Here is a 21415-nt window from a genome sequence, read left to right as displayed (position 1 = left end):
CCACGGCCGAGAACCGAAAGAAGCACACGGTGGGGGAGGAGCGCTCAGCATGAGCACGGGCGGAGTTCGTACGGGCCAGGAAGCCGGGGACCAGCGCGAGGAACTGGTGCGCGCCCGGCTCGCCGGTGCCCGCCGGGGGCGGCGCGCCGCACTGCGGCGGGCGGACCGGGACGGCCCCCTGGCCCTCTCCCACGGCCAGCAGCAGATGTGGTTCCTCAGCCGCCTCGACCCGGACAGCTGGGAGTACAGCGTCCCGGTCGTCCTGCGGCTGCGGGGACCGCTCGACGCGGAGGTGCTGCGCCGCGGCTTCGAGGCGTTGCACTCCCGGCACGAGATCCTGCGCACCCGCTACCGTCTCGACGGCGCGGAACCGGTCCAGCTCATCGACCCGCCCGGCCCGTTCGACCTCCCGGTCGACGAACTGACGGGACTGGCCGACGCGGCGGAGCGGGAGCAGCAGGCGCTGAGTCTGGCCGAGGCCGAACCGGGCCGCCCCTTCGACCTGGAGCGGGGCCGGCCACTGCGCGCCCGGCTGATCCGCCTCGCGGACGACGACCACATCCTGGCCGTGGTACTGCACCACGTGGCCTGCGACGAATGGTCCGTCGGCCTGCTGCTCGGTGAACTCGCCGCCCTGTACGAGGAGTTCGCGGCAGGCAGGCCCGATCCGCTCCCTCCGATCGACTTCCAGTACGCGGACTACGCGGCCTGGCAGCGCTCCCGGCTCGCCGACGGCACCCTCGATCCCCATCTCGCCTACTGGCGCGAACAGTTGGAGGGCATCACCCCCCTGGAGGTGCCGACCGACCGGCCCCGCCCGGCCACCCGCAGCTGGGCGGGCGACGCGGTGCCCGTCACCCTCCCCGCCGAGCTCACCGAACGGCTGCGCGCCCTCGGCTCGGCGCACGGCGCCACCCTGTTCACGACCCTGCTCACCGGCTACCAGGCCCTGCTGGCCCGCTACACCGGCCGCACCGACATTCCCGTCGGCACCGTCGTGTCCGGGCGCGGCCGCCCCGAGCTGGAGCAGCTCGTGGGCTACGCCATCAACACCCTGGTGCTGCGCGGCCGCTGGCAGGACGACCCCTCGTTCCGCACCCTTCTCGACGGCGCCCGCGCCACGGTCCTGGACGCCTTCGACCACCAGGAGTACCCCTTCGCCCGGCTGGTCGACGAGCTCCAGCCCGAACGCGACATGTCACGCACCCCGCTGTGCCAGGTCGCCTTCACCCTGCACCAGGAGCGCACCGAGGCCTTCCGTCTCCCCGGAGTCTTCGCCGAACCGCTGCGCGCCACCTCCCGCGTCTCCCGCTTCGACCTCACCCTCCAGCTGGGCGAGCGGGCGGACGGCTCCGTGCACGGCACGCTGGAGTACAGCACCGCGCTCTACGACCGCGCCACGGCCGAGCGGCTCGCCCGCCACTACGTGCGCCTGCTGGAGTCCGCCGCCACCGACCCGGACCGCGCCCTGTCGCTGCTCGATCTGCTGGACGACACCGACCTGGCCGTCCTCGCGCCCGCGCCGCGCCTCTTCCCGGCGCCGGAGCGGTGCCTGCACGAGCTCTTCGAGGAGCGGGCCGCCGTCACTCCTGATGCCACGGCGGTCCTCTTCGGCGGACAGCGGCTGAGCTACTCCGAGCTCGACACCCGCGCCAACCGGCTCGCCCACCACCTGCGCGAACTCGGCGCAGGGCCAGGAGAGTTGGTCGCCGTCAGCCTGGACCGGGGCATCGACCTCGTCCCCACCCTGATCGGCGTCCTCAAGTCAGGCGCTGCCTACCTTCCGCTGGACCCCGAACACCCGGCGGAGCGCCTCGCCTACACCCTCAAGGACGCCGGCGCCCGGATCGTCGTCACCTCCGACGCCCACGCCGAGCACCTCGCCGCCGCCCACGACGGCCGCCTGGTGAACCTGGACGGGGAGCGCGACACCGCGGCCCTGGCCGCCGCGCCCACCACCGCCCCCGCCTCCGGCGTCCGCCCCGACGACCTGATCTACACCATCTACACCTCGGGCTCCACCGGCCGCCCCAAGGGTGTCGGACTCACCCACGCGAACGTACTGCGCCTGTTCACCGTCACCGAGGAGCACTACGGCTTCGACGAGCGCGACGTCTGGCCGCTCTTCCACTCGTACGCCTTCGACATGTCGGTCTGGGAGCTGTGGGGCGCCCTGCTGTACGGAGGCCGTCTGGTCGTCGTGCCACCGGACATCGCCCGCTCCCCGGAGGACTTCCTGCGCCTGCTCGCCGACGAGCGGGTGACCGTCCTCAACCAGACCCCGTCCGGCTTCCGCGGGCTGGTCGCCCTCGCCGCCGACGGTCACCCGCTGATCGACGAACTCGCTCTGCGTGTCGTCACGTTCGGCGGTGAACGCCTCGACATGCCGGCCCTGCGCCCGTGGGTCGCACGCCGTGGCCTCGACCGTACGGCGCTGGTCAACATGTACGGCATCACCGAGACCACCGTGCATACCACCTACCACCCGGTCACCGAGGCCGACCTCGCCGCCGACCACGGCAATGACGTCGGCGTTCCGCTGCACGACCTCCAGGTGCAACTGCTCGGCGCGTACGGCGAATTGGTGCCCATCGGCGTCCCCGGAGAGATCCATGTCGGCGGCCCCGGTGTGGCCCGCATGTACCTGGGCCGCCCACGGCTCACCGCCGAGCGGTTCATACCCGACCCGTACGGCCCGCCCGGCTCCCGTCTCTACCGAAGCGGCGACCTCGCGCGCCGCCGCCCCGACGGCGGTCTGGACTACCTCGGACGCATCGACCACCAGGTCAAGATCCGCGGACATCGCATCGAACTCGGAGAGATCAAGGCCGCGTTGACGGCCCACCGGCTGGTGCGTGACGCGGTCGTCGTCGCCCGCGAGGACACCCCCGGAGACAAGCGGCTCGTCGCCTACGTCGTACTCGCGGGCGAGGCCGTCGTGGCCCCCAGCGAACTGCGCGCCCTGCTGGGCCGCACGCTGCCCGCCTACATGATCCCCACCGCCTTCCTGGCCCTCGGCAGGATCCCGCTCACCGTCAACGGCAAGCTCGACCAGGCCGCCCTGCCCGCGCCCGACCGGGGCGCCCTCGCCGTCGGACGGGCCCATGTCGCCCCGCGCACCGCCGCCGAGGAGCGGATGACCGAGATCTGGCGCGAGGTCCTCGGCGTCGACCGGGTCGGCGTCACGGACAGCTTCTTCGACCTGGGCGGCGACTCGCTCCGCGCCGTCGCCCTGGCCGCCGCGCTGCGCGACGCCGAGTACGACGTGACCGTCCGCGACGTCTTCGCGCACCGCACACCCGCCGAGCTCGTCGAGTTCCTCACCGGACGCCCCGCGCCCGCCCGCCCGGAACCGGGCGTCGCCCCCTTCGCCCTCCTCGCCGACGAGGACCGCCCGCGCCTGCCGGAGGGTGTCGTCGACGCCTATCCGCTCGCCCAGGTGCAGCTCGGCATGGTCGTGGAGATGCTCGCCGACGACGGCCGCAACCACTACCACAACTCGACCTGCTTCCGGATCCTCGACGAGGACCCCTTCGTCGCCGAGGCGCTCCAGCAGGCCGTACAGGTCGTCATCGGCCGCCACGAGATCCTGCGCACCTCGTTCGCGCTGGACGGGTTCTCGGTGCCGCTGCAGTTGGTCCACGACCCATTGCGGGTCAACTCACCTGTTCGTACACGGGACCTGACCGCACTCGACGCCGGAGCGGCCGAGCAGTCCCTGCGCGCCTTCATGACCGAGGAGCGCGCCGAACTCTTCGACCTGACCCGGCCCCCGCTGATCCGCTTCACCGCGCACACCCGCGACGACGGCAGCTGGTGGCTCACCCTCACCGAGTGCCACGCAGTCCTGGAGGGCTGGAGCCATCACTCCCTCCTGATGGAACTCGTCACCACCTACCGGGCCTTGCGCGACGGGCAGCCACTCCAGGAGCCCGAGCCCGCCGCCGTGCGCTACGCGGACTTCGTGGCAGCCGAGCTGAACTCCCTCGACTCGGACGAGGACCGCGACTACTGGCGCGGCATCGTCGAGGACCACCCCAAGTTCGTACCGCCCGCCGGATGGGGCGACGACCCGCTCACCACGTCTCGTGGCCTGCACCGCGCCTGGGTCCCCTACCACGACCTCGAATCCGGGCTGCGCGCCCTGGCGAGCGAGGCCCAGGTCCCCATCAAGAGCGTGCTGCACGCCGCCCACCTGAAGGTGATGAGCCGCCTCACCCCCGAGGAGACGTTCCGCACCGGCCTGGTCACCAACGCCCGCCCGGAGGCCGTCGGCGCAGAACGCGTCCACGGCGTCTACCTCAACCCCCTGCCCTTCGCCTTCCGGCGCGGCGCCCGCACCTGGCGCGAACTCGTCCGCCAGGTCTTCGACCAGGAGATCGAGGTCTGGCCGCACCGCCGCTACCCGCTCGGCGCCATGCAACGCGAATTCGGCTCCGGCGAACGCCTCGTGGACGTCCGCTTCAGCTACCAGAACTTCCGCCAGGTCGACCAGGACCTCATCGACTACGCCGCGACCATCGACGACAGCCCCACCGAGTTCCCGCTCGGCGTCTCGACCCGCGCCGGCTTCATGGTGATCACCGCCAACCGGCACATCATCGGCCGCGCGGGCGTCGACCGGCTCGCCTCCATGTACCGCTCGGTCCTCGAATCCATGGCCGCGGGCGCGGAGGGCGACGCCGAGCAGGCCGTCCTGCCGGGCGGCGAACGGGAATTGGTCCTCTCCTCCTGGAACGACACGGCGACTTCGGTGCGTGAGGTGTCGGTGCCGGAGTTGATCGTGGAGCGGGCGGTGGAGTCGCCGGGTGCGGTGGCGGTGGAGGCGGGTGGTGTCCGGCTGACGTTCGGTGAGTTGGTGGCGCGTTCTGGTCGCCTTGCGGGGGTGTTGCGTTCGCGGGGTGTGGGTGCCGGGTCGTCGGTGGCGGTGTTGCTGGATCGTTCGGTGGATCTGGTGGTGGCGTTGTTGGCGGTGTGGCGGGCGGGTGCCGGCTATGTGCCGTTGGATCCGGTGCTGCCGGTCGACCGAGTGGCCGGAATGCTGGCGGATGCCGGGGTGTCGGTGGCGGTGACATCGGAGGCGTATGCCGACCGGTTCGCGGTCGATGTCGTACGAGCGGATGAGGAGCATCCGGAGGCGGCTTTGTCGCTGCCATCGGTGGACCTGGACGCGCTGGCGTACACGATCTTCACGTCGGGGTCGACGGGTCGGCCGAAGGGTGTGCAGGTCACACATCGTAGTCTCGCGAATCATGTGGACTGGGCGGTGCGGGAGTTGGCTTCCTGTGGGTCCGGTGGTGCGCCGGTGTTCTCTTCGGTCGCCTTTGACCTGGTGGTGCCGAATGTGTGGGCGCCGCTGGTGGCGGGGCAGCGGGTGTGGCTGTTCGACGGTGAGCTGACCGAGCTGGGACAGGGGCTGGCGGAGGCCGGTCCGTTCTCCTTCCTGAAGCTGACGCCTGGTCACTTGGACGTGATCGGTGGCCAGTTGAGCGACGACCAGATCCGTGTGCTCACGACACGGATCGTGGTCGCGGGTGAGGCGCTGCCCGGTGCCCTCGTGGAGCGCTGGCGTCAACTCGTCGGCGACGGGCGGATATTCAACGAGTACGGCCCGACCGAGGCGACGGTCGGCACCTGTGTCTTCCCGGTCCAGGAGGCCCACGAGGGTGTGGTGCCCATCGGGCGCCCGCTGCCGAACATGACCATGCGGGTGCTGGACGCGCGCCAACTGCCCCTGCCGGTCGGTGTCGTGGGGGAGTTGTACGTGGGAGGCGTCGGCGTCGCGCGCGGTTATGTCGGTGATCCGGTGCGGACCGCGGAGCGGTTCCTGCCGGACCCGTACGGTGAGCCGGGATCGCGGATGTATCGGACCGGTGATCTGGTGCGCTGGCGTGCCGACGGCGCCGTGGAGTTCCTGGGCCGTATCGACGATCAGGTGAAGGTGCGCGGATATCGCATCGAACTCGGCGAGGTCCGGGCCGCGTTGATCGCCCATCCGGAGGTCTCCGACGCGGCCGTGATCGTGACCAAGGACCAGCGACTGGTCGCCTACGTCGTCGGCGGCACCGAAGGCCTGCGAGAGGCACTGGCGTCGGTGCTGCCCGAGTACATGGTGCCGTCCCTCTTCATCGAGCTGGACAGGATCCCGCTGACGGCGAACGGCAAGCTGGACCGGCGGGCCCTGCCGGAGCCGGAAGCCACCACCGCGGACACGTACATCGCCCCCCGCACCGACACCGAGGAGAAGATCGCCGCGATCTGGGGCCAGGTGCTGGGTCTGGACAAGGTTGGCGTCGAGGACAACTTCTTCGATCTCGGCGGGCACTCCATCAAGGCGATCGCCCTGGTCGGTGCCCTGCGGGCCGAGGGCTTCGAGGCAGCCGTGGGCGATGTGTTCCGCCACCGGACCGTGGCAGGACTCGCGACAGCGCTGCGCGCGAGTGCCGGCACGCCGGAGGCGGATCCCGCTGTCGTGGCACCCTTCGCCCTGATCTCGAAGGAGGACAGGGCAAGGCTCCCGGAGGGACTGGCCGACGCCTTCCCGTTGGCCCAGGTGCAGCTCGGCATGCTGGTGGAGATGCTGGCCGACGACGGCCTGAACAAGTACCACAACACCACCACGTTCCGGATCAGGGACGGCCGGGTCTTCGACGCCGATGCGCTGGAGCAGGCGGCGCGGGCGCTGGTGCAGCGGCACGAGATGCTGCGGGCGTCGTTCGCGCTGGAGGGCTACTCCGTACCGCTGCAGCTCATCCACCCGAGCGCGGAGATTCCGGTCATCGTGCACGATCTGCGGGGGAAGGACGAGGAGAGCCAGGCGGCCGCTCGCCGCGAGCATGTCGTCGGGGAGCGTGCCGCCACCTTCGACCTGGAGCGCCCGCCCCTGTTGAGGATTTCGGCGCTCGTGGAGTCGGACGAGGCCTGGTGGCTGTCGGTCAGCGTCTGCCATCCCATCACCGAAGGGTGGAGCCACCGTTCGCTGCTCAGCGAGATCGTGGAGGGCTACCTGCGGGTGCGCGGCGGCGAGTCGCTGCCCGCGCCGGAGGCGCCCGCCGTGCGGTACGCGGACTTCGTGGCGGCCGAACGGGCCTCCCTGGAGTCGGCCGAGGACCGCGGCTACTGGCGTGGTGTCATCGAGGGCCACGCCAAGTTCGAACTGCCCTCGGGCTGGGGCGGTGACGAGACGCCCCGCCCGGCGCACACCGTCCGCGTTCCGCTCGCCGACCTCGCGCCGGCCTTGCGGGCGGCTGCGAGCGACACCGGCACCTCGCTGAAGGCCGTGCTGCACGCGGCCCACCTGAAGGTGATGAGCCTGCTCACCCCGGAGGAGGCCTTCCACACCGGCCTCGTCTGCAGCGGTCGCCCGGAAATCCTGGGCGCGGAGCGCGTGTACGGCATGTACCTCAACACCGTGCCGTTCGCCTTCCGGAGCGGCGCCCGCACCTGGCGCGAACTCGTCCGCCAGGTCTACGACCAGGAAGCGGTCCTCTGGCCCCACCGCCGCTTCCCGATGCCCGTGATGCAGCGTGAACTGGCCGACGGATCCCGTCTGTTGGACGTCCGCTTCAGCTATCTGGATCTCAAGGACGCCCAGGCCGAGTCCGACATCGTCGACGCGGACTCCGGAATGGGTGAGGGCGCGACAGAATTCGGCCTCGCCATAGCGGCCCGTGCGAGCGGTCTGCTCCTCACGGCCGATCCCCGCCGCCTCACCCCGGCCGCCGTCGACCGGCTGGCGTCGATGTACCGGGCCGTCCTGGAGGCCATGGCCCAGGACGTGGACGGGACCGCGGAGTCCACGTATCTGCCGAGTGGCGAACGGGAGTTGGTGCTCTCCTCCTGGAATGACACCGTGACACCGGTGCGTGAGGTCTCGGTCTCAGAGCTGATCGCGGAGCGGGCGGCCGAGTCGCCGGGTGCGGTGGCGGTGGAGGCGAAGGGGCTTTGCCTGACGTTCGCTGAGCTGGAGGACCAGGCAAATCGCCTGGCGCGGCGCTTGCGTGACGCGGGAGTGGGTCCGGAGTCCTCCGTCGCGGTGCTGCTGGATCGTTCGGTGGATCTGGTGGTGGCGTTGTTGGCGGTGTGGCGGGCGGGTGCCGGCTATGTGCCGTTGGATCCGGTGCTGCCGGTCGACCGAGTGGCCGGAATGCTGGCGGATGCCGGGGTGTCGGTGGCGGTGACGTCGGCGGAGTTCGTGGACCGGTTCGCGGTGGAGGTCGTGCGGGTGGATGAGGATCATCCCGAGGCGGGGCCGCTGCCGTCGGTGGATCTGGATTCGCCGGCGTACACGATCTTCACGTCGGGGTCGACGGGTCGGCCGAAGGGTGTGCAGGTCACGCACCGCAGTCTCGCCAACCATGTCGACTGGGCGGTGCGGGAGTTGGCTTCCTGTGGGTCCGGTGGTGCGCCGGTGTTCTCTTCGGTCGCCTTCGACTTGGTGGTGCCGAATGTGTGGGCGCCGCTGGTGGCCGGGCAGCGGGTGTGGTTGTTCGACGGTGAGCTGACCGAGCTGGGGCGGGCGCTGGCGGAGGCCGGTCCGTTCTCCTTCCTGAAGCTGACGCCTGGTCATCTCGAGGTGATCGGTGGTCAGTTGAGTGATGAGGAGATCTCTGCGCTCACCACGCGGATTGTGGTGGCGGGTGAGGCGCTGCCCGGTGCGCTCGTGGAGCGCTGGCGCCGACTGCTCGGCGACGGGCGGATATTCAACGAGTACGGGCCGACCGAGGCGACCGTCGGTACCTGTGTCTTCCCGGTCCAGGAGGCCCACGAGGGTGTGGTGCCCATCGGGCGCCCGCTGCCGAACATGACCATGCGGGTGCTGGACGCGCGCCAACTGCCCCTCCCGGTGGGTGTCGTGGGGGAGTTGTACGTCGGTGGAGTCGGCGTCGCGCGCGGTTATGTGGGTGATCCGGTGCGGACGGCGGAGCGGTTCCTGCCGGACCCGTACGGTGAGCCGGGATCGCGGATGTACCGCACCGGTGACCTGGTGCGCTGGCGCGCGGACGGCGCCGTGGAGTTCCTGGGCCGTATCGACGATCAGGTGAAGGTGCGCGGATATCGCATCGAACTCGGCGAGATCCGGGCCGCGTTGATCGCCCACCCGGAGGTCTCCGACGCGGCCGTGATCGTGACCGACGACCAGCGACTGATCGCCTACGTCGTCGGCGGGGACCCGGACGCCATGGGGGAGTGGCTGAACGGCACGCTTCCCGAGTACATGGTCCCCTCCGTGTTCGTCGCCCTGGACAGGATCCCGCTGACGGCGAACGGCAAGCTGGACCGGCGGGCCCTGCCGGACCCGGAAGCCACCACCGCGGACACGTACATCGCCCCCCGCTCGGAGACCGAGGAGAGCATCGCCGCGATCTGGGGCCAGGTGCTGGGTCTGGACAAGGTTGGCGTCGAGGACAACTTCTTCGATCTCGGCGGGCACTCCATCAAGGCGATCGCCCTGGTCGGTGCCCTGCGGGCCGAGGGCTTCGAGGCGGCGGTCAGTGATGTGTTCCGCCACCGGACCGTGGCAGGACTCGCGGCGGCGCTCGGCGCCGACGGCGGCACGGACGAGGTGGACCGGTCGGCACCCACGGCTGTGGCACCCTTCGCGCTGGTCTCGGCACACGTCCGCAACTCCCTGCCCGAGGACGTCATCGACGCGTACCCCCTCTCGCAGGTCCAGCTCGGCATGGTGCTCGAAATGCTGGCCGACGACGGCCTGAACAAGTACCACAACACGTCGACGTTTCGGATCAAGGACGGCCGGCCCTTCGACGAGGACGCGCTGGCCAGGGCCGCGCGCACGGTCGTGGAGCGGCACGAGATGCTGCGTACCTCCATCGAGCTGGAGGACTTCGAGGTGCCGTTGCAGCTCGTGCACGCGACGGCCGACGCCCCCGTTGTCGTACGGGATCTGCGGGGCAGCTCCGCCGAGGAGTTCGAGGAGGCGCGCCGGGCCCACATCGCACGCGAGCGCGGCGAGCTGTTCGATCTCAAGCGGGCGCCGCTGCTGCGGATCTCCGCGCTCGTCGAGTCGGACGAGGCCTGGCATCTCGGATTCACGCACTGCCACGCCATCACCGAGGGCTGGAGCCAGCAGTCCCTGCTGATGGAGGTGCTGGGGCTCTACCACGCCTGGGCGGCAGGGGAGGAGCCCGAGACCCCGGAGCCCGTGCCCGTGCGGTACGCGGACTTCATCGCGGCCGAACTCGCCTCGCTCGACTCCGAGAAGGACCGAACGTACTGGCGGCGGATCGTCGAACAACACGCCCCCTGGAGCCTGCCGTCGGACTGGGGCACCGGGCCGGGATCACCCCGTGAGGACTTCAAGCTGTCGGTGGAGTTCCGCGACATCGAACCCGCGCTACGGGCACTGGCCGCCGAGACGGGGACCTCCTTCAAGGCGGTGCTGCTGGCCGCGCATCTGAAGGTGCTGAGCACCCTCACACACGAAGAGGCCTTCCACACAGGCGTGTTGTACAGCGCACGGCCCGAAGTGCCGGGCGTCGAACGGGTGTACGGCATGTACCTCAACACGCTGCCGTTCGCCCATCGGCGGGGCGCCCGCACCTGGGGCGAACTCGTCCGGCAGGTCTTCGACCGCGAGGCAGAGGTGTACGGGCACCGGCGCCATCCGCTGCCCGCCGTGCAGCGGCTCGCGGGCGGCCGCCGGCTGTTCGACGTCATGTTCCGCTACCAGGACTTCCACCAGGTCGACACCGGCACGGTCGACGTACAGGCGGGGGCGGGCGACAGCTCGAACGAGTTCACGCTGTCCCTCGCCAATGTGCCGGGACGGCTCGTCCTGCGCGCGATCAGCACCGGACTGAGCCGGGCCAACGCCGAGCGGCTCGCCGGAATGTACCGGGCTGTGCTGGAAGCCATGGCCGCGGGTCCGGACGCCGACGCGCAGGCGACGGTCGTCCCGGAGGCGGAGCGCACGCAGATCCTCCAGGACTGGAACGACACCGAGGTGGAGTGGGAATGAGCAATCCCCGACCGGGAACGAGCCGAACCCGACAAGGACCGCGCCGCGTCCACGAAGTGTTCGCGGACACTGCCGCCGCCTGCCCGGACGCCGTGGCCGTCGAGGCGGCGGACGGGACACTGACGTACGGCGAACTCGACCGGCAGGCCAACCGCGTCGCGCACCGGCTGCGCGCCGCGGGCGTCGGACCCGAGTCGGTGGTCGGCGTGCTGCTGCGCCGCCACCGCGGCCTGCTGCCCGTGCTGCTCGGCATCTGGAAGGCCGGCGGCTCCCACCTTCCGCTGGACCCGGCGCTGCCGCGCGAGCGGCTCGGCTACATGCTGAGCGCCGCGGGCGCCCGGCTGGTGGTGACGGAGACGGGGCTGGCGGACCGGATCGTCGGCGACCCCGACGGCGTACCCCCGCGCGGAGCACGCCAGGACGACTACGACGGCGTACTCCTCGACGTGGAACGCGAGCGGGAGGCGATCGCGCGGCAGCCGGACTTCGTGCCGGACCTCGGTGCGCCGGACGGGCTGCAGCACAGTCTCGCGTACACCCTCTTCACCTCCGGCTCCACCGGCCGCCCCAAGGGTGTGCAGATCGCGCACCGCTCGCTGCTGAACCTGCTGTTCTCGATGCGGGAGCGGTTCGGGGCCGGGCCCGAACACATCTGGCTGGCGGCCACCTCGCTGTCGTTCGACATCTCCGCCGCGGAGCTGTACCTGCCGCTGGTCACCGGTGGCCGGGTCGTGCTCGCCGGGGACGAGGAAACAGGCGATTCCGGGGCCTTGCTGGGGCTGATCGACGGTCGTGGCGTCACCCATGTGCAGGCCACCCCGGCCGGGTGGAAGCTGCTGCGGGCGGCGGGGTTCGAGCACCGTCCGGTCACCGCGATCACGACCGGGGAGGCCTGTCCGCCACCTCTCGCCCGGGAGCTGCACGGACACGTGGACCGGCTCGTCGACCTGTACGGGCCGACCGAGACGACCATCTGGGCCACCGGCTGGGAGGTCGAGCCCGACGTGGACACCGTGCCGATCGGCCGGCCGATCCACAACATGCGGGCCTATGTGCTCGATCCGGCGCTGCAGCCCGTCCCCGTGGGGGTGGTGGGCGAACTGTATCTGGGCGGTGCCGGTGTGGCCCGCGGCTATGTGGGGCGCCCGGCGCTCACGGCGGACCGGTTCCTGCCCGAGCCGTTCGGCGGGGCGCCCGGCTCCCGCATGTACCGGACCGGCGACCTCGCGCGATACCGCGCGGACGGCGAACTGGAGTACCTGGGCCGCGAGGACCACCAGGTCAAGATCCGCGGCTATCGCATCGAACTCGGCGAGATCGAGGAGCGGTTGCTGAGCCAGGAGGGCGTGCGGGACGCCGTCGTCGTGGTCCTCGAGGACGCCGGCGGGGAGAAGTGGCTCGCCGCGTACGTCGCGGTGGACCGCACTTCGGGCCCGGACCAGGAGGCGTTGCGCGCCGGCCTTGCGGCGGAGCTGCCCGCGTACATGGTGCCCGCCGCCTTCGTCCTGCTCGACGAACTGCCGCTCAGCGCGGCCGGAAAGATCGACCGCAAGGCACTCCCCGCCCCCGGCCGGTCCGCGCTGATCGCCGACCGGGCCTATGTGGCGCCCCGCACACCGACCGAACAGCTCCTGGCGGACGTCTGTACCGAGGTGCTGGGCGTCCCGGACGTGGGCGTCCGGGACCGGCTGGCCGATCTCGGGGCCGACTCCATGCGGATCGTCCACGTCCTCGCGGCGGCCCGCCGCGCGGGCCTCGGCATCACCCTGCGCATGCTCCTGGACAACGGCACGATCGAGGACCTCGCGAGGGTCCTCGACGCAACGGGAACGACCACACCCACGGGAAAGACGACGACGATGACAACAGTCGCCACCGCCCCCCTCCCTCCGGCCGAAATCGAACGGGTCATGGCGGAGCACCGGATTCCGGGCGCCGCCATCGCCCTGCTGCGGGACGGCGAACCCGTCGGCGTCCACGCCCACGGCGTCCGCTCCGCCGAGACGGGCGCGCCGGTGACCCTGCGCACCCGGTTCCAGGCAGGCTCGATCAGCAAGCACCTCACGGCGTACGCCGCGCTGCGGCTCGTCGACCGCGGGGTCCTCGACCTCGACGCGGACCTGGACGGCCTCCTCATCGGCCGTACGCTGCCCAGAGCGGCCGGCGGGCGGCCCGTCACGCTGCGCCAGTGCCTGACCAACACCTCGGGTCTCGCGGGCACTCAGTCCACCTGGTGGCGTCCCGACGAGGCCATGCCGGACCTCTCCCGCATCCTGGACGAGATCCGGGCGGAGCATGAGCCGGGCTCCCTGTTCCGCAAGGACGGCGCCCAGTGGGCGGTCGTGGAACAGCTCCTGACCGACATCACGGGGCAGGACTTCGACAAGGCCGTCCAGGAGCTGGTGTTCGAGCCGCTGGGCATGCGGGACAGCGGCTTCGGGGCACCCGGCGCATCGGACGCCGCCGGACACGACCAGCACGGACGCCAACTGTCCGGCGGCCACCGGGTACGTCCGGTGCGGGCGGGCAGCGGTCTGTGGTCCACTCCCGCCGACCTGGCCGTCTTCGCCGGCGCGCTGCGCCGCGCCCACCAGGGCCTGTCCGAACTGTTGTCCGCGCGGCTCGCGGGCGTCATGCTCACGGAGGCGTTTCCCGGAAGTTTCTACGGTCTGGGCACGGTGGTCGACGGCACGCCGGGGGAGCCCGAGTTCGGCCACGGCGGACAGACCGCCGGCTTCCGCGCCCTCACTTCGGTGCGGCTGCGGTCGGGCACCGGTTGTGTGGTGATGACGAACTCGGACAACGGCAAGGAGGTCCACCGGGCCGTCGCTGCCGCACTCGGAAGGATCATCTCCGCCTAGCGCAAGGCACCGGTCGGCCAAAGAAGGCAACGGATAACGCAGGAATAACGGTCCTTCATAGTTTCTCCACCGAGCCAAGTTCCGCAGATGTCAGAACGGGGGGTGCCGAATGGACTTCCAAGTCCTCGGCCCGGTGGAAGCCCGCAAGGGTGGCGAAAGAATCGCACTGTCCGGATCCAAGGTGCACACGGTCCTCGCGAGCCTGCTGCTCGCCCGGGGGCGCGTCGTGTCCGACGAACGGTTGAGTTCCATGCTGTGGGGGTGGGAGCCGCCCGCCACGGCCGGAGCGCAGATCTACACCTACATGTCGCGCCTGCGCAAACTGCTGGGCGACGAAGTCGAGATCGACCGGCGCCCGCCGGGATACGTCCTGCGGGCGCCGCACAGCACGGTCGACCTCCTGGAGTTCGAGCAGCTGGACCGCGAGGGGCGCACGGCGCTGGGCCGGGGGCGCCATCTGGAGGCCAGCACCCTGCTGAGCCGGGCGCTCGGCCTGTGGCGGGGCGCCGCGCTCGGCAATGTGACGGAGTATCTGGCGGGAGCCGAGCTGGCCCGCCTCGAAGAGCTGCGGCTGCACGCCCTGGAAAGCCGCGTCGAGGCCGATCTGGAGCTCGGCCGGCATGAGCAGCTGACCGCCGAACTGACCGGCATGGTCGCCGAGTTCCCGCTGCGCGAGAAGCTGCGTGCCCAGCTCATGACGGCCTTCTACCGCTGCGGCCAGCAGGCCGACGCGCTGCACACGTATCACGAGGGCCGCAAAGTGCTCGACGAGCAGCTGGGCATCGAGCCCGGCGAAGCCCTCGGCGCCACCTACCAGGCCGTCCTTGTGGGCAGCCTCGGCGCCAAGAAGGGAGCCCCGGCCCGTACGGCCATCTCCGCGTCGTACGGCGACGGCGATCCGCGCGACATCTACGAGCCGCGTCCGGCGACGCTGCCTCCGGACATCGAGGACTTCATCGGGCGCGAAGAGGAACTGGCCGCACTGTGCGGGCAGTTGGCCGAATCGCGCAAGGGCGGCGGGCCTTGCGCCCTGCTGGTGACCGGTATGGCGGGGGTCGGCAAGACCGCCCTCGCGGTACGGGCCGCGCACCGCAGCGCCGCGCACTTCCCCGACGGCCAGCTCTTCGCCGAACTGGCCCACCCCGACGGCCGCCCCAAGAAGCTGGGCGAGGTCCTGACGGTACTGCTGCGCGCCCTGGGCGCACCGGTGGACGGCACGGGTCGCACCGCCGACCTCGACGAACTGATCCGCCGTTACCGCACCCGCACGGCGGGCAGGCGGCTGCTCGTGGTCCTCGACGGCGCCGTTGACAGCCGCGAGCTGGACCTGCTGCTGCCGGGATCCGCCGCGGCCGCCGTGCTCATCACCGGACGGGCCAGGCTGACCCGGGTGGCCCAGGCACGCACCACGGTCCTCACGCCCTTCGAGCGGGACACGTCGTACGAGTTGCTGGCGGCCGGAGTCGGGCGCAGGCGGCTGCTCGCCGAGCCCGACGCCACGAACGCGGTGCTCGCTTACTGCGGAGGGCTGCCGCTCGCGGTGCGCATCGCGGGCAGCCGACTGGCCGCGCGCTCGCACTGGCCGGTCTCCTGGCTGGCGTCCCGGCTCGCCGACCCCGAGCAGCGGTTGCGGGAACTCTCCTACGGAGGGCTGGAGTTGCGTCGCGCGCTGCTCCCGTCGCTGCGGCAGCTGCCCAGACAGGCCGGGCGTACGCTCGTCCGCCTGGCGGGGATCGGCACGGAGCCGTTCCCCGCCCAGCGGGCTGCCCGGCATCTCGCCGAACCCGAGTCCGCGGCGGAGGAGAGTCTGGAGCACCTCGTGGACGCGGCGCTGCTCGACATCTGCGGCGTCGACCGCCTCGGCCGTCCGCTGTACCGCTTCCACGAACTGGTGCTTCTCTTCGCCGAATCCCTCGCGAGTGCACATCGCGAACGCGAGCGGTCCACCGCTGCGCACTGATGACAGCGTTGCCAGAGGGTCCACATTCGGCCTGAATCGAGCCGACACAGGTCCGGCTCCGCAGCAGCGGAGCCGGACCGGTCAGTCGACGACGGGTACCTCAGTGCCAGTCCTCCTCGTCGGGGCTGACCACCGTCGTGCTGGCCGGGCCGGCGCCGGTGGCGGCGGCGGCCAGGGAACCTGCCGCGCCGAGCGCGCAGAGCGCGATGATCCAGACCATCACTATCTGCCTGGCCGTCGTGCTCCAGATGTTCTGCATTGCGACTCCCGAGTCTGATGCCGTAGCGGGTGCGGGTGAGGGGAAAGCGCCCGGCGCCGCCCCCTTCGTTCGCAATCGAAACTAGAGACATGCGGCTTCGGGCCACTATCGATCCGCCTTCGTCCCGCACTGGGCCGTCGGCCGGACCCACCGCCGCACGCCTCAGCGGCGTCGCCCCGACGTCGCGGCCGCCGCCCGCGCCGTGCTCGCACGATCCGGTGACCCGCCCGCGGTGGACGTCTGCGCCGCCGGAAGCGCCGGAGCCCTTTCGGAGCCCAGGGCTTCGAAGGCGCGGTCGACCCGCTCCAGCCAGGGCTTCACATCGATACGGGCGAAGCAGTCCCGGGCCTCCGTCAGATACCGCAGCGCGCGGGCACGGTGACCGCACTTCCCGCAGGCCTCGCCCAGCACCAGCTTGATCTTCCCCTCCACCAGCGGATTGCTGACCTGGTCCGCCGCGTCCAGGGCCTGCGTCAACGTCATCTGGGCCTGCTCCGGGCGGCCCGCCCCGAGCCGTACCTCCCCGAGCGCCAGCAGCCCGTGCGCGAGCCCCAGCGTGTCGGCGTTGTCCTGCACGATCCGCACCATGCGCAGCAGGGCTTCCTCGGCCCGCGCGAATCGGCCCTGGGCCAGCAGCACCCGGCCCAGCCGATGGGTTGCGAGGGCCACACTGCGCGAGCCGCCGTCACCGATGGCCTCGGCGACTCGGACGGACTCCCGGCCCAGCTCGGCCGCCCGGTCGACATGACCGCGGTCGAGCTCGATCTGCGCCATGTTGTTGAGCACATGGGCCTCCGAGGAGAGGTCACCCACCTCGCGGAAGACCTCGAGTGCCTCTGTGCTGCGGCTCATCGCTCTCGTCAGCTCGCCGCGCATCTCGTCGATCATCGCCATACTGCGCAGCACCAGGGCCCGCCCGTGCCGTTCCCCGGCCCGCGTGTGCAGCGCCAGGGCGGCGGCGAAGCACTCGTCGGCCTCCGGGAAGCGCCGCAGCCGCATCTCCAGGGCGCCCAGGATGTGCAGCATCGCGCCTTGCCCCCGCACGTTCTTGGCGGCTCGCGTCGCGGCGAGGGCGCGCTCCGCGCAGGCACGCCAGTCGTCAATGTGGTCACGGGTCTCGAAGAGCACCACTGTGGACATGGTGAGATCCCAGGCCAGTTCGTCCAGGCCGAGCTCCGCCGCCTGCTCCACCACCGCGGACAGGGTGAGCCGCTCCGCCTCCAGCCACCGCAGCGGCCGGGCCGCGAGATCGGCGGCCACGTCGTCGGGCAGCGGGCGACGGGGAGTCGTGCCGTGCAGGACGCTGAAGTCACCCCCGTAGAAGCGCCGGTGGGCCAGTTCCGCCAGGGACAGCGCGCTGCGGAAGACCCGCTCGCGGGCGGCCCGCCGCTCCTGTTCGGACTCCTCGTCGTGTGCGCGCTCGTGGGCGTACAGCCGCAGCAGGTTCTGGAAGCGGTAGCGCGGCCGGCCCATCGCGTCGGCGCCGGTCACGTCCAGGAACTGGGCGTCGACCAGCTGTTCCAGGAGCCGTTCCGCCGTCGCGGGATCGGCGTCGACGAGCGCGGCGCCCAGCCATGGCGCGAAGTCCGGTACCTCCAGGAGCCCGAGGAGCCGGTAGAGCCGAGCCGCTTCGTCGCTCAGGCACCGATAGCTCAGCGCGAAGCCCGCCCTGACCTGTGACTCGCCCTCGCTCAGCTCGTCCAGCCTGCGCCGCTCGTCGCTGAGCAGGGAGACGAGCCGCGCCACCGTCCAGTGGGGCTTGGCGGCGAGCCGCGCCCCGGCGATCCTGAGGGCCAGCGGCAGCCGGTCGCACAGCTCCGCGACCCGGGCGACGGACGCGGGATCGTCGGCGACGCGCTGCTCACCGACGATGCGGCCGAGCAGCTCCACCGCCTCGGGCCCGGTCAGCCGGCCCAACTGCACCCGGCACTGCGGCGGCCAGGCGACCAGCTCGGTGAGCTGCTCCCGGCTGGTGATCAGCACACCGCAGCCGGGGCTGCTCGGCAGCAGGGGCACGATGTGCGGGTACGAATGCACGTTGTCGAGCACCACGAGCACCCGCCGCTCGGCCAGGATGCTGCGATACAGCGAGGCCCGCTCGTCGAGACCGACCGGGATCCGGTCGCCCGGTACGCCCAGCGAGCGCAGGAACCGCCCGAGGACTTCGCCGACCGGGGCCGGTTCGTGATTCTCGTCGTAGCCGCGAAGGTCGGCGAAGAGGTGACCGCCGGGGAAGTGCTCGGAGACGCTGTGCGCCCAGTGCACGGCCAGGCAGGTCTTGCCGAGTCCGCCGACTCCGGTGATGAGCCCGGCCGTTGGCCCACGCACCTCGTCGGTGCGCTCCAACAGGGCGTCCAGCAGTGCCATTTCCCGTATGCGGCCGGTGAACCCCGGTACGTCCGGGGGAAGTTCGAACGGCTTGCCCACCAAGTCCCGCGATTGTTCGTGTTCCGCGGCGGACGGCCCCCGCTCGCCCGCAGCCAAAGACACGTCGTCGTGCAGGATCGCTTCGTGCAATGCGCGTAGAGCGGGGCCCGGTTCGAGGCCGAGCTCATTGATGAACAGACGGCGCCCGAGGCGGAACGTTTCCATGGCCTCGGCACGGCGGCCGGAACGGTACTGCGCGGTGATCAGATGGTGCCGGGTGCGCTCACGCATGGGGTGCGCGCGCACGGTGGCGTCGAGTTCCGGAATGATTCTCTGGTGATGGCCGAGTTCCAGCTCCACGGCGATCGCGTCGTCATACGTGTTGAGACGTAACTCCTCCAGACGCCGTGCCTCGTCCTCGACCGCCGCCCCGGTCACCCCCGCCAGCGCGGGACCGTGCCACAGCCGCAGCGCCTCGGAGTAGTGCCGGGCGGCATCGGACAGCCGCCTCTCCTGCACGGCGCGCTCGGCGCTGGAGACGAGCGCCGAGAATTCGAGGCTGTCCAGCAGATGCCCACTGGCGCGCAGCAGATATCCCGGATGGGCCGTGATGATGACTTCCTCGGTGATTCCAGCTTTCCTGAATGATTTGCGTAACGCGGCTATGCAAATCGATACCTGTGTACGTGCCGTGGCGGGCGGTTGGTCTCCCCAGACCGCGTCGACCAGCTTGTCGACCGATACGGTCCTCTCCGGATTCAGCAACAAGAGTGCCAGAATGGTCCGGTGACGTGGCCCGCCCACCTTCACCTGTCCGTCGTCCGCGAGCACGCTCAGCGGACCAAGAATCTTGAAGCGCAACGGCTTCTCCACTTGCCCTCCCCTGCTCCGAAGTCCCTGCCGGAGCTCGCGGGTGCCCCGTGACGGGCCATGGTTGATCCATTCTATGCACCACTGGATGTGGAATTGTTAATTCCAGCGGAAGGGCTGGATTTGGTTGTTTCTGAATACGCGTCAGTAAGGTTGATGTTGAGTTAAGGGCTTTGTTTGCGGAGCAATAATCCGGTGAATGTCGATTCCTGAACAAGGCTCAGCTTCTGCTGAACAGAGTTCAATACCTTTGGCGACACCCTCAGGGGCGGTAGCGCAGCGGGTGTTCCCGGGGGATCTCCACGATCACGATCTCGGTCCCGTCCGGGTCGGCGATCCACATCTCGATCAGTCCCCACGGCTCCTTCACCGGCGGCCGCAGCACCTCGACGCCGGAGGCCGTCAGCTCCTCGTGCGCCGCCGTCACGTCCGCGACCTGGAGCCACAGCTTGAGCGCGGGGGAGGGCGGTGTCTCGGAGCGGCCCGCGACCTCCAGGAAGCCGCCGCCGAGGAAGTAGACGGTCCCGCGCTCGGGGCCCGCGCCGAACTCGCGGTAGACGGCGAGGCCGAGCTGCTCGCCGTAGAAGGTCCGGGAGCGCTCCGGGTCGGTGGGGCGCAGGAGGGTCCGGCTGCTCAGTACATGCACCATGCAGCCGGAGCCTAGGGGAGGGTTACGCTCGTCGGTGCCCGAGCCGCGCCACCGAACGGAGAAACGCTCCATGGACACTGCCGCTTCCACCGGACTGACCTTCCGCGACGCCACCGACGCCGATGTGGACGCTGTGGTCGCGTTGATCGAGTCGGCGTACCGCGGAGACTCCAGCCGGACCGGCTGGACCACGGAGGCGGACATCCTCGAAGGGCAGCGGATCGACCCCGAAGGCGTGCTCGCCGTCATCAAGTCGCCCGACAGCCGGCTGCTGACCGTGGAGCAGGACGGTGCGGTCGTCGCCTGCTGCCAGCTCGAGCACCGCGGCGACCACGCCTACTTCGGCATGTTCGCGGTCAGCCCCACACTGCAGGGCGGGGGCCTCGGCAAGGTGATCATCGCCGAGGCGGAGCGGCACTCGCGGGAGATCTGGGGTGTCGCGGAGATGCACATGACCGTGATCTCCGTACGCGACGACCTCATCGCCTGGTACGAGCGGCGCGGCTACCGCCGTACGGGAAAGATGACGCCCTTCCCGTACGGCGACGAGCGCTTCGGCATTCCGCAGCGCGACGACCTGCAGTTCGAGCTGCTGGTCAAGCCCCTGGCGTGACGTTCACGCGGTGAAGCGGCCGGTGCGCTTGATCTCGGGATAGTCGGTGGTCGCGCCGTCCAGCTCCAGGGCGCGCACCAGCCGGAGCTGGTCCTGGGTGTTCACCACCCAGCCGATGATCCGCAGGTCGGCCTTCCGGGCGGCCTCGACGACCTCCAGGGTCAGTCGGCGGATGTTGAGGCAGACGGTCTCGGCGCCGGCCTCCGTGGCGCGTTCCACGGCATCGATGCCATAGCGGCTCGCGATGAGCGCGGTGCGGACGCCCGGCACGAGGCGGGCGATCTCCGCGATCGCCTCGTCGTGGAACGACGACACCTCGACCCGCCCGACCAGGTCCCGCCGATGCATGACCTCGGCCAGCGCCCGGGCCGCCGCCAGGTCCTTGATCTCGGCCTGCAGCGGCGTCCTGACGGCGTCCAGGACCTCCTCGAAGACGGGGACCCGCTCACCGTGTCCCGCGTCCAGCGCGCGCAGCTCGGCGAGCGTCTTCTCGGCGATCGGCCCCGAGCCGTCGGTCGTACGGTCCACTTCGGCGTCGTGCATGACGACGAGAGCGCCGTCCTTGCTCAGATGCAGATCGAGTTCGATCAGGTCGAGGCCCGCGTGCTGGGCGGCGATGAAGGAACGGAGGGTGTTTTCGGGTTCGACACCCATCACTCCGCGATGACCGATGGTGAGGAAGTTCAAGATTCGACTCGCTTCCGTCGACGGCGGCTCGGCTCGCGCGTGGAACCGACGGCGGCGCCCACGCGGCAAGGCCGCAGCCTAATGGCCCCGCTGTGCGATGTACCCGTTCGTACGCGGGGCAATGGCGGCGCCAGGCAGGGAAGATCCACGTCGGGCCGCCGGGACGGG

The 21415-nt window shown here is 70.8% G+C and carries 8 protein-coding genes; 4 read left to right on the top strand and 4 right to left on the bottom strand.

What is annotated here, in order from left to right; all coding sequences use genetic code 11:
• Positions 1–49 precede the first annotated feature (49 nt).
• The 3 genes from ACZ4RZ_RS06825 (at position 50) to ACZ4RZ_RS06815 (ending at position 15802) form a co-directional block, all read left to right on the top strand.
• Positions 50–10981 (top strand): amino acid adenylation domain-containing protein, encoded by a 10932-nt coding sequence (locus tag ACZ4RZ_RS06825; RefSeq protein ID WP_467742724.1) that lies wholly within the window; start codon positions 50–52, stop codon positions 10979–10981.
• Positions 10982–11037: 56 nt separating this feature from the next.
• Positions 11038–13842 carry a non-ribosomal peptide synthetase gene (locus ACZ4RZ_RS06820; RefSeq protein ID WP_467742722.1) on the top strand — a complete coding sequence of 935 codons (2805 nt, stop codon included), beginning with the start codon at positions 11038–11040 and terminating at the stop codon, positions 13840–13842.
• Between the two features lie 109 nt (positions 13843–13951).
• Positions 13952–15802, top strand: a complete 1851-nt coding sequence (locus tag ACZ4RZ_RS06815) for an AfsR/SARP family transcriptional regulator (protein ID WP_467742720.1) — start codon at positions 13952–13954, stop codon at positions 15800–15802.
• 100 nt (positions 15803–15902) lie between these two features.
• On the opposite strand, the gene ACZ4RZ_RS06810 is transcribed toward ACZ4RZ_RS06815, so the two are convergent.
• The 3 genes from ACZ4RZ_RS06810 to ACZ4RZ_RS06800 all read right to left on the bottom strand — a co-directional run bounded on the left by ACZ4RZ_RS06810 (position 15903) and on the right by ACZ4RZ_RS06800 (position 19947).
• The gene (locus ACZ4RZ_RS06810; RefSeq protein ID WP_467742718.1) at positions 15903–16061 is read right to left on the bottom strand and encodes a hypothetical protein; all 159 of its coding nucleotides are present in this window, start codon (positions 16059–16061) and stop codon (positions 15903–15905) included.
• Between the two features lie 162 nt (positions 16062–16223).
• Positions 16224–19301, bottom strand: a complete 3078-nt coding sequence (locus tag ACZ4RZ_RS06805; RefSeq protein WP_467742716.1) for an AfsR/SARP family transcriptional regulator — start codon at positions 19299–19301, stop codon at positions 16224–16226.
• Positions 19302–19560: 259 nt separating this feature from the next.
• Positions 19561–19947, bottom strand: a complete 387-nt coding sequence (locus tag ACZ4RZ_RS06800) for a VOC family protein (protein WP_467742714.1) — start codon at positions 19945–19947, stop codon at positions 19561–19563.
• A gap of 70 nt (positions 19948–20017) precedes the next feature.
• On the opposite strand from ACZ4RZ_RS06800, the gene ACZ4RZ_RS06795 reads away from it, so the two are divergent.
• Entirely contained in the window at positions 20018–20560 is a 543-nt protein-coding gene (locus tag ACZ4RZ_RS06795) for a GNAT family N-acetyltransferase (RefSeq protein ID WP_467742712.1), read from the top strand.
• A 3-nt stretch (positions 20561–20563) separates the two neighbouring features.
• Here ACZ4RZ_RS06795 and ACZ4RZ_RS06790 read toward each other — a convergent pair whose 3' ends face one another.
• Positions 20564–21247 carry a glycerophosphodiester phosphodiesterase gene (locus ACZ4RZ_RS06790; protein ID WP_467742710.1) on the bottom strand — a complete coding sequence of 228 codons (684 nt, stop codon included), beginning with the start codon at positions 21245–21247 and terminating at the stop codon, positions 20564–20566.
• Positions 21248–21415 lie beyond the last annotated feature (168 nt).

The sequence above is a fragment of the Streptomyces sp. NPDC027189 genome, assembly GCF_055566975.1.
Note: the sequence above shows the minus strand (reverse complement) of the source record. Positions and strands in the feature narration are given on the sequence as shown.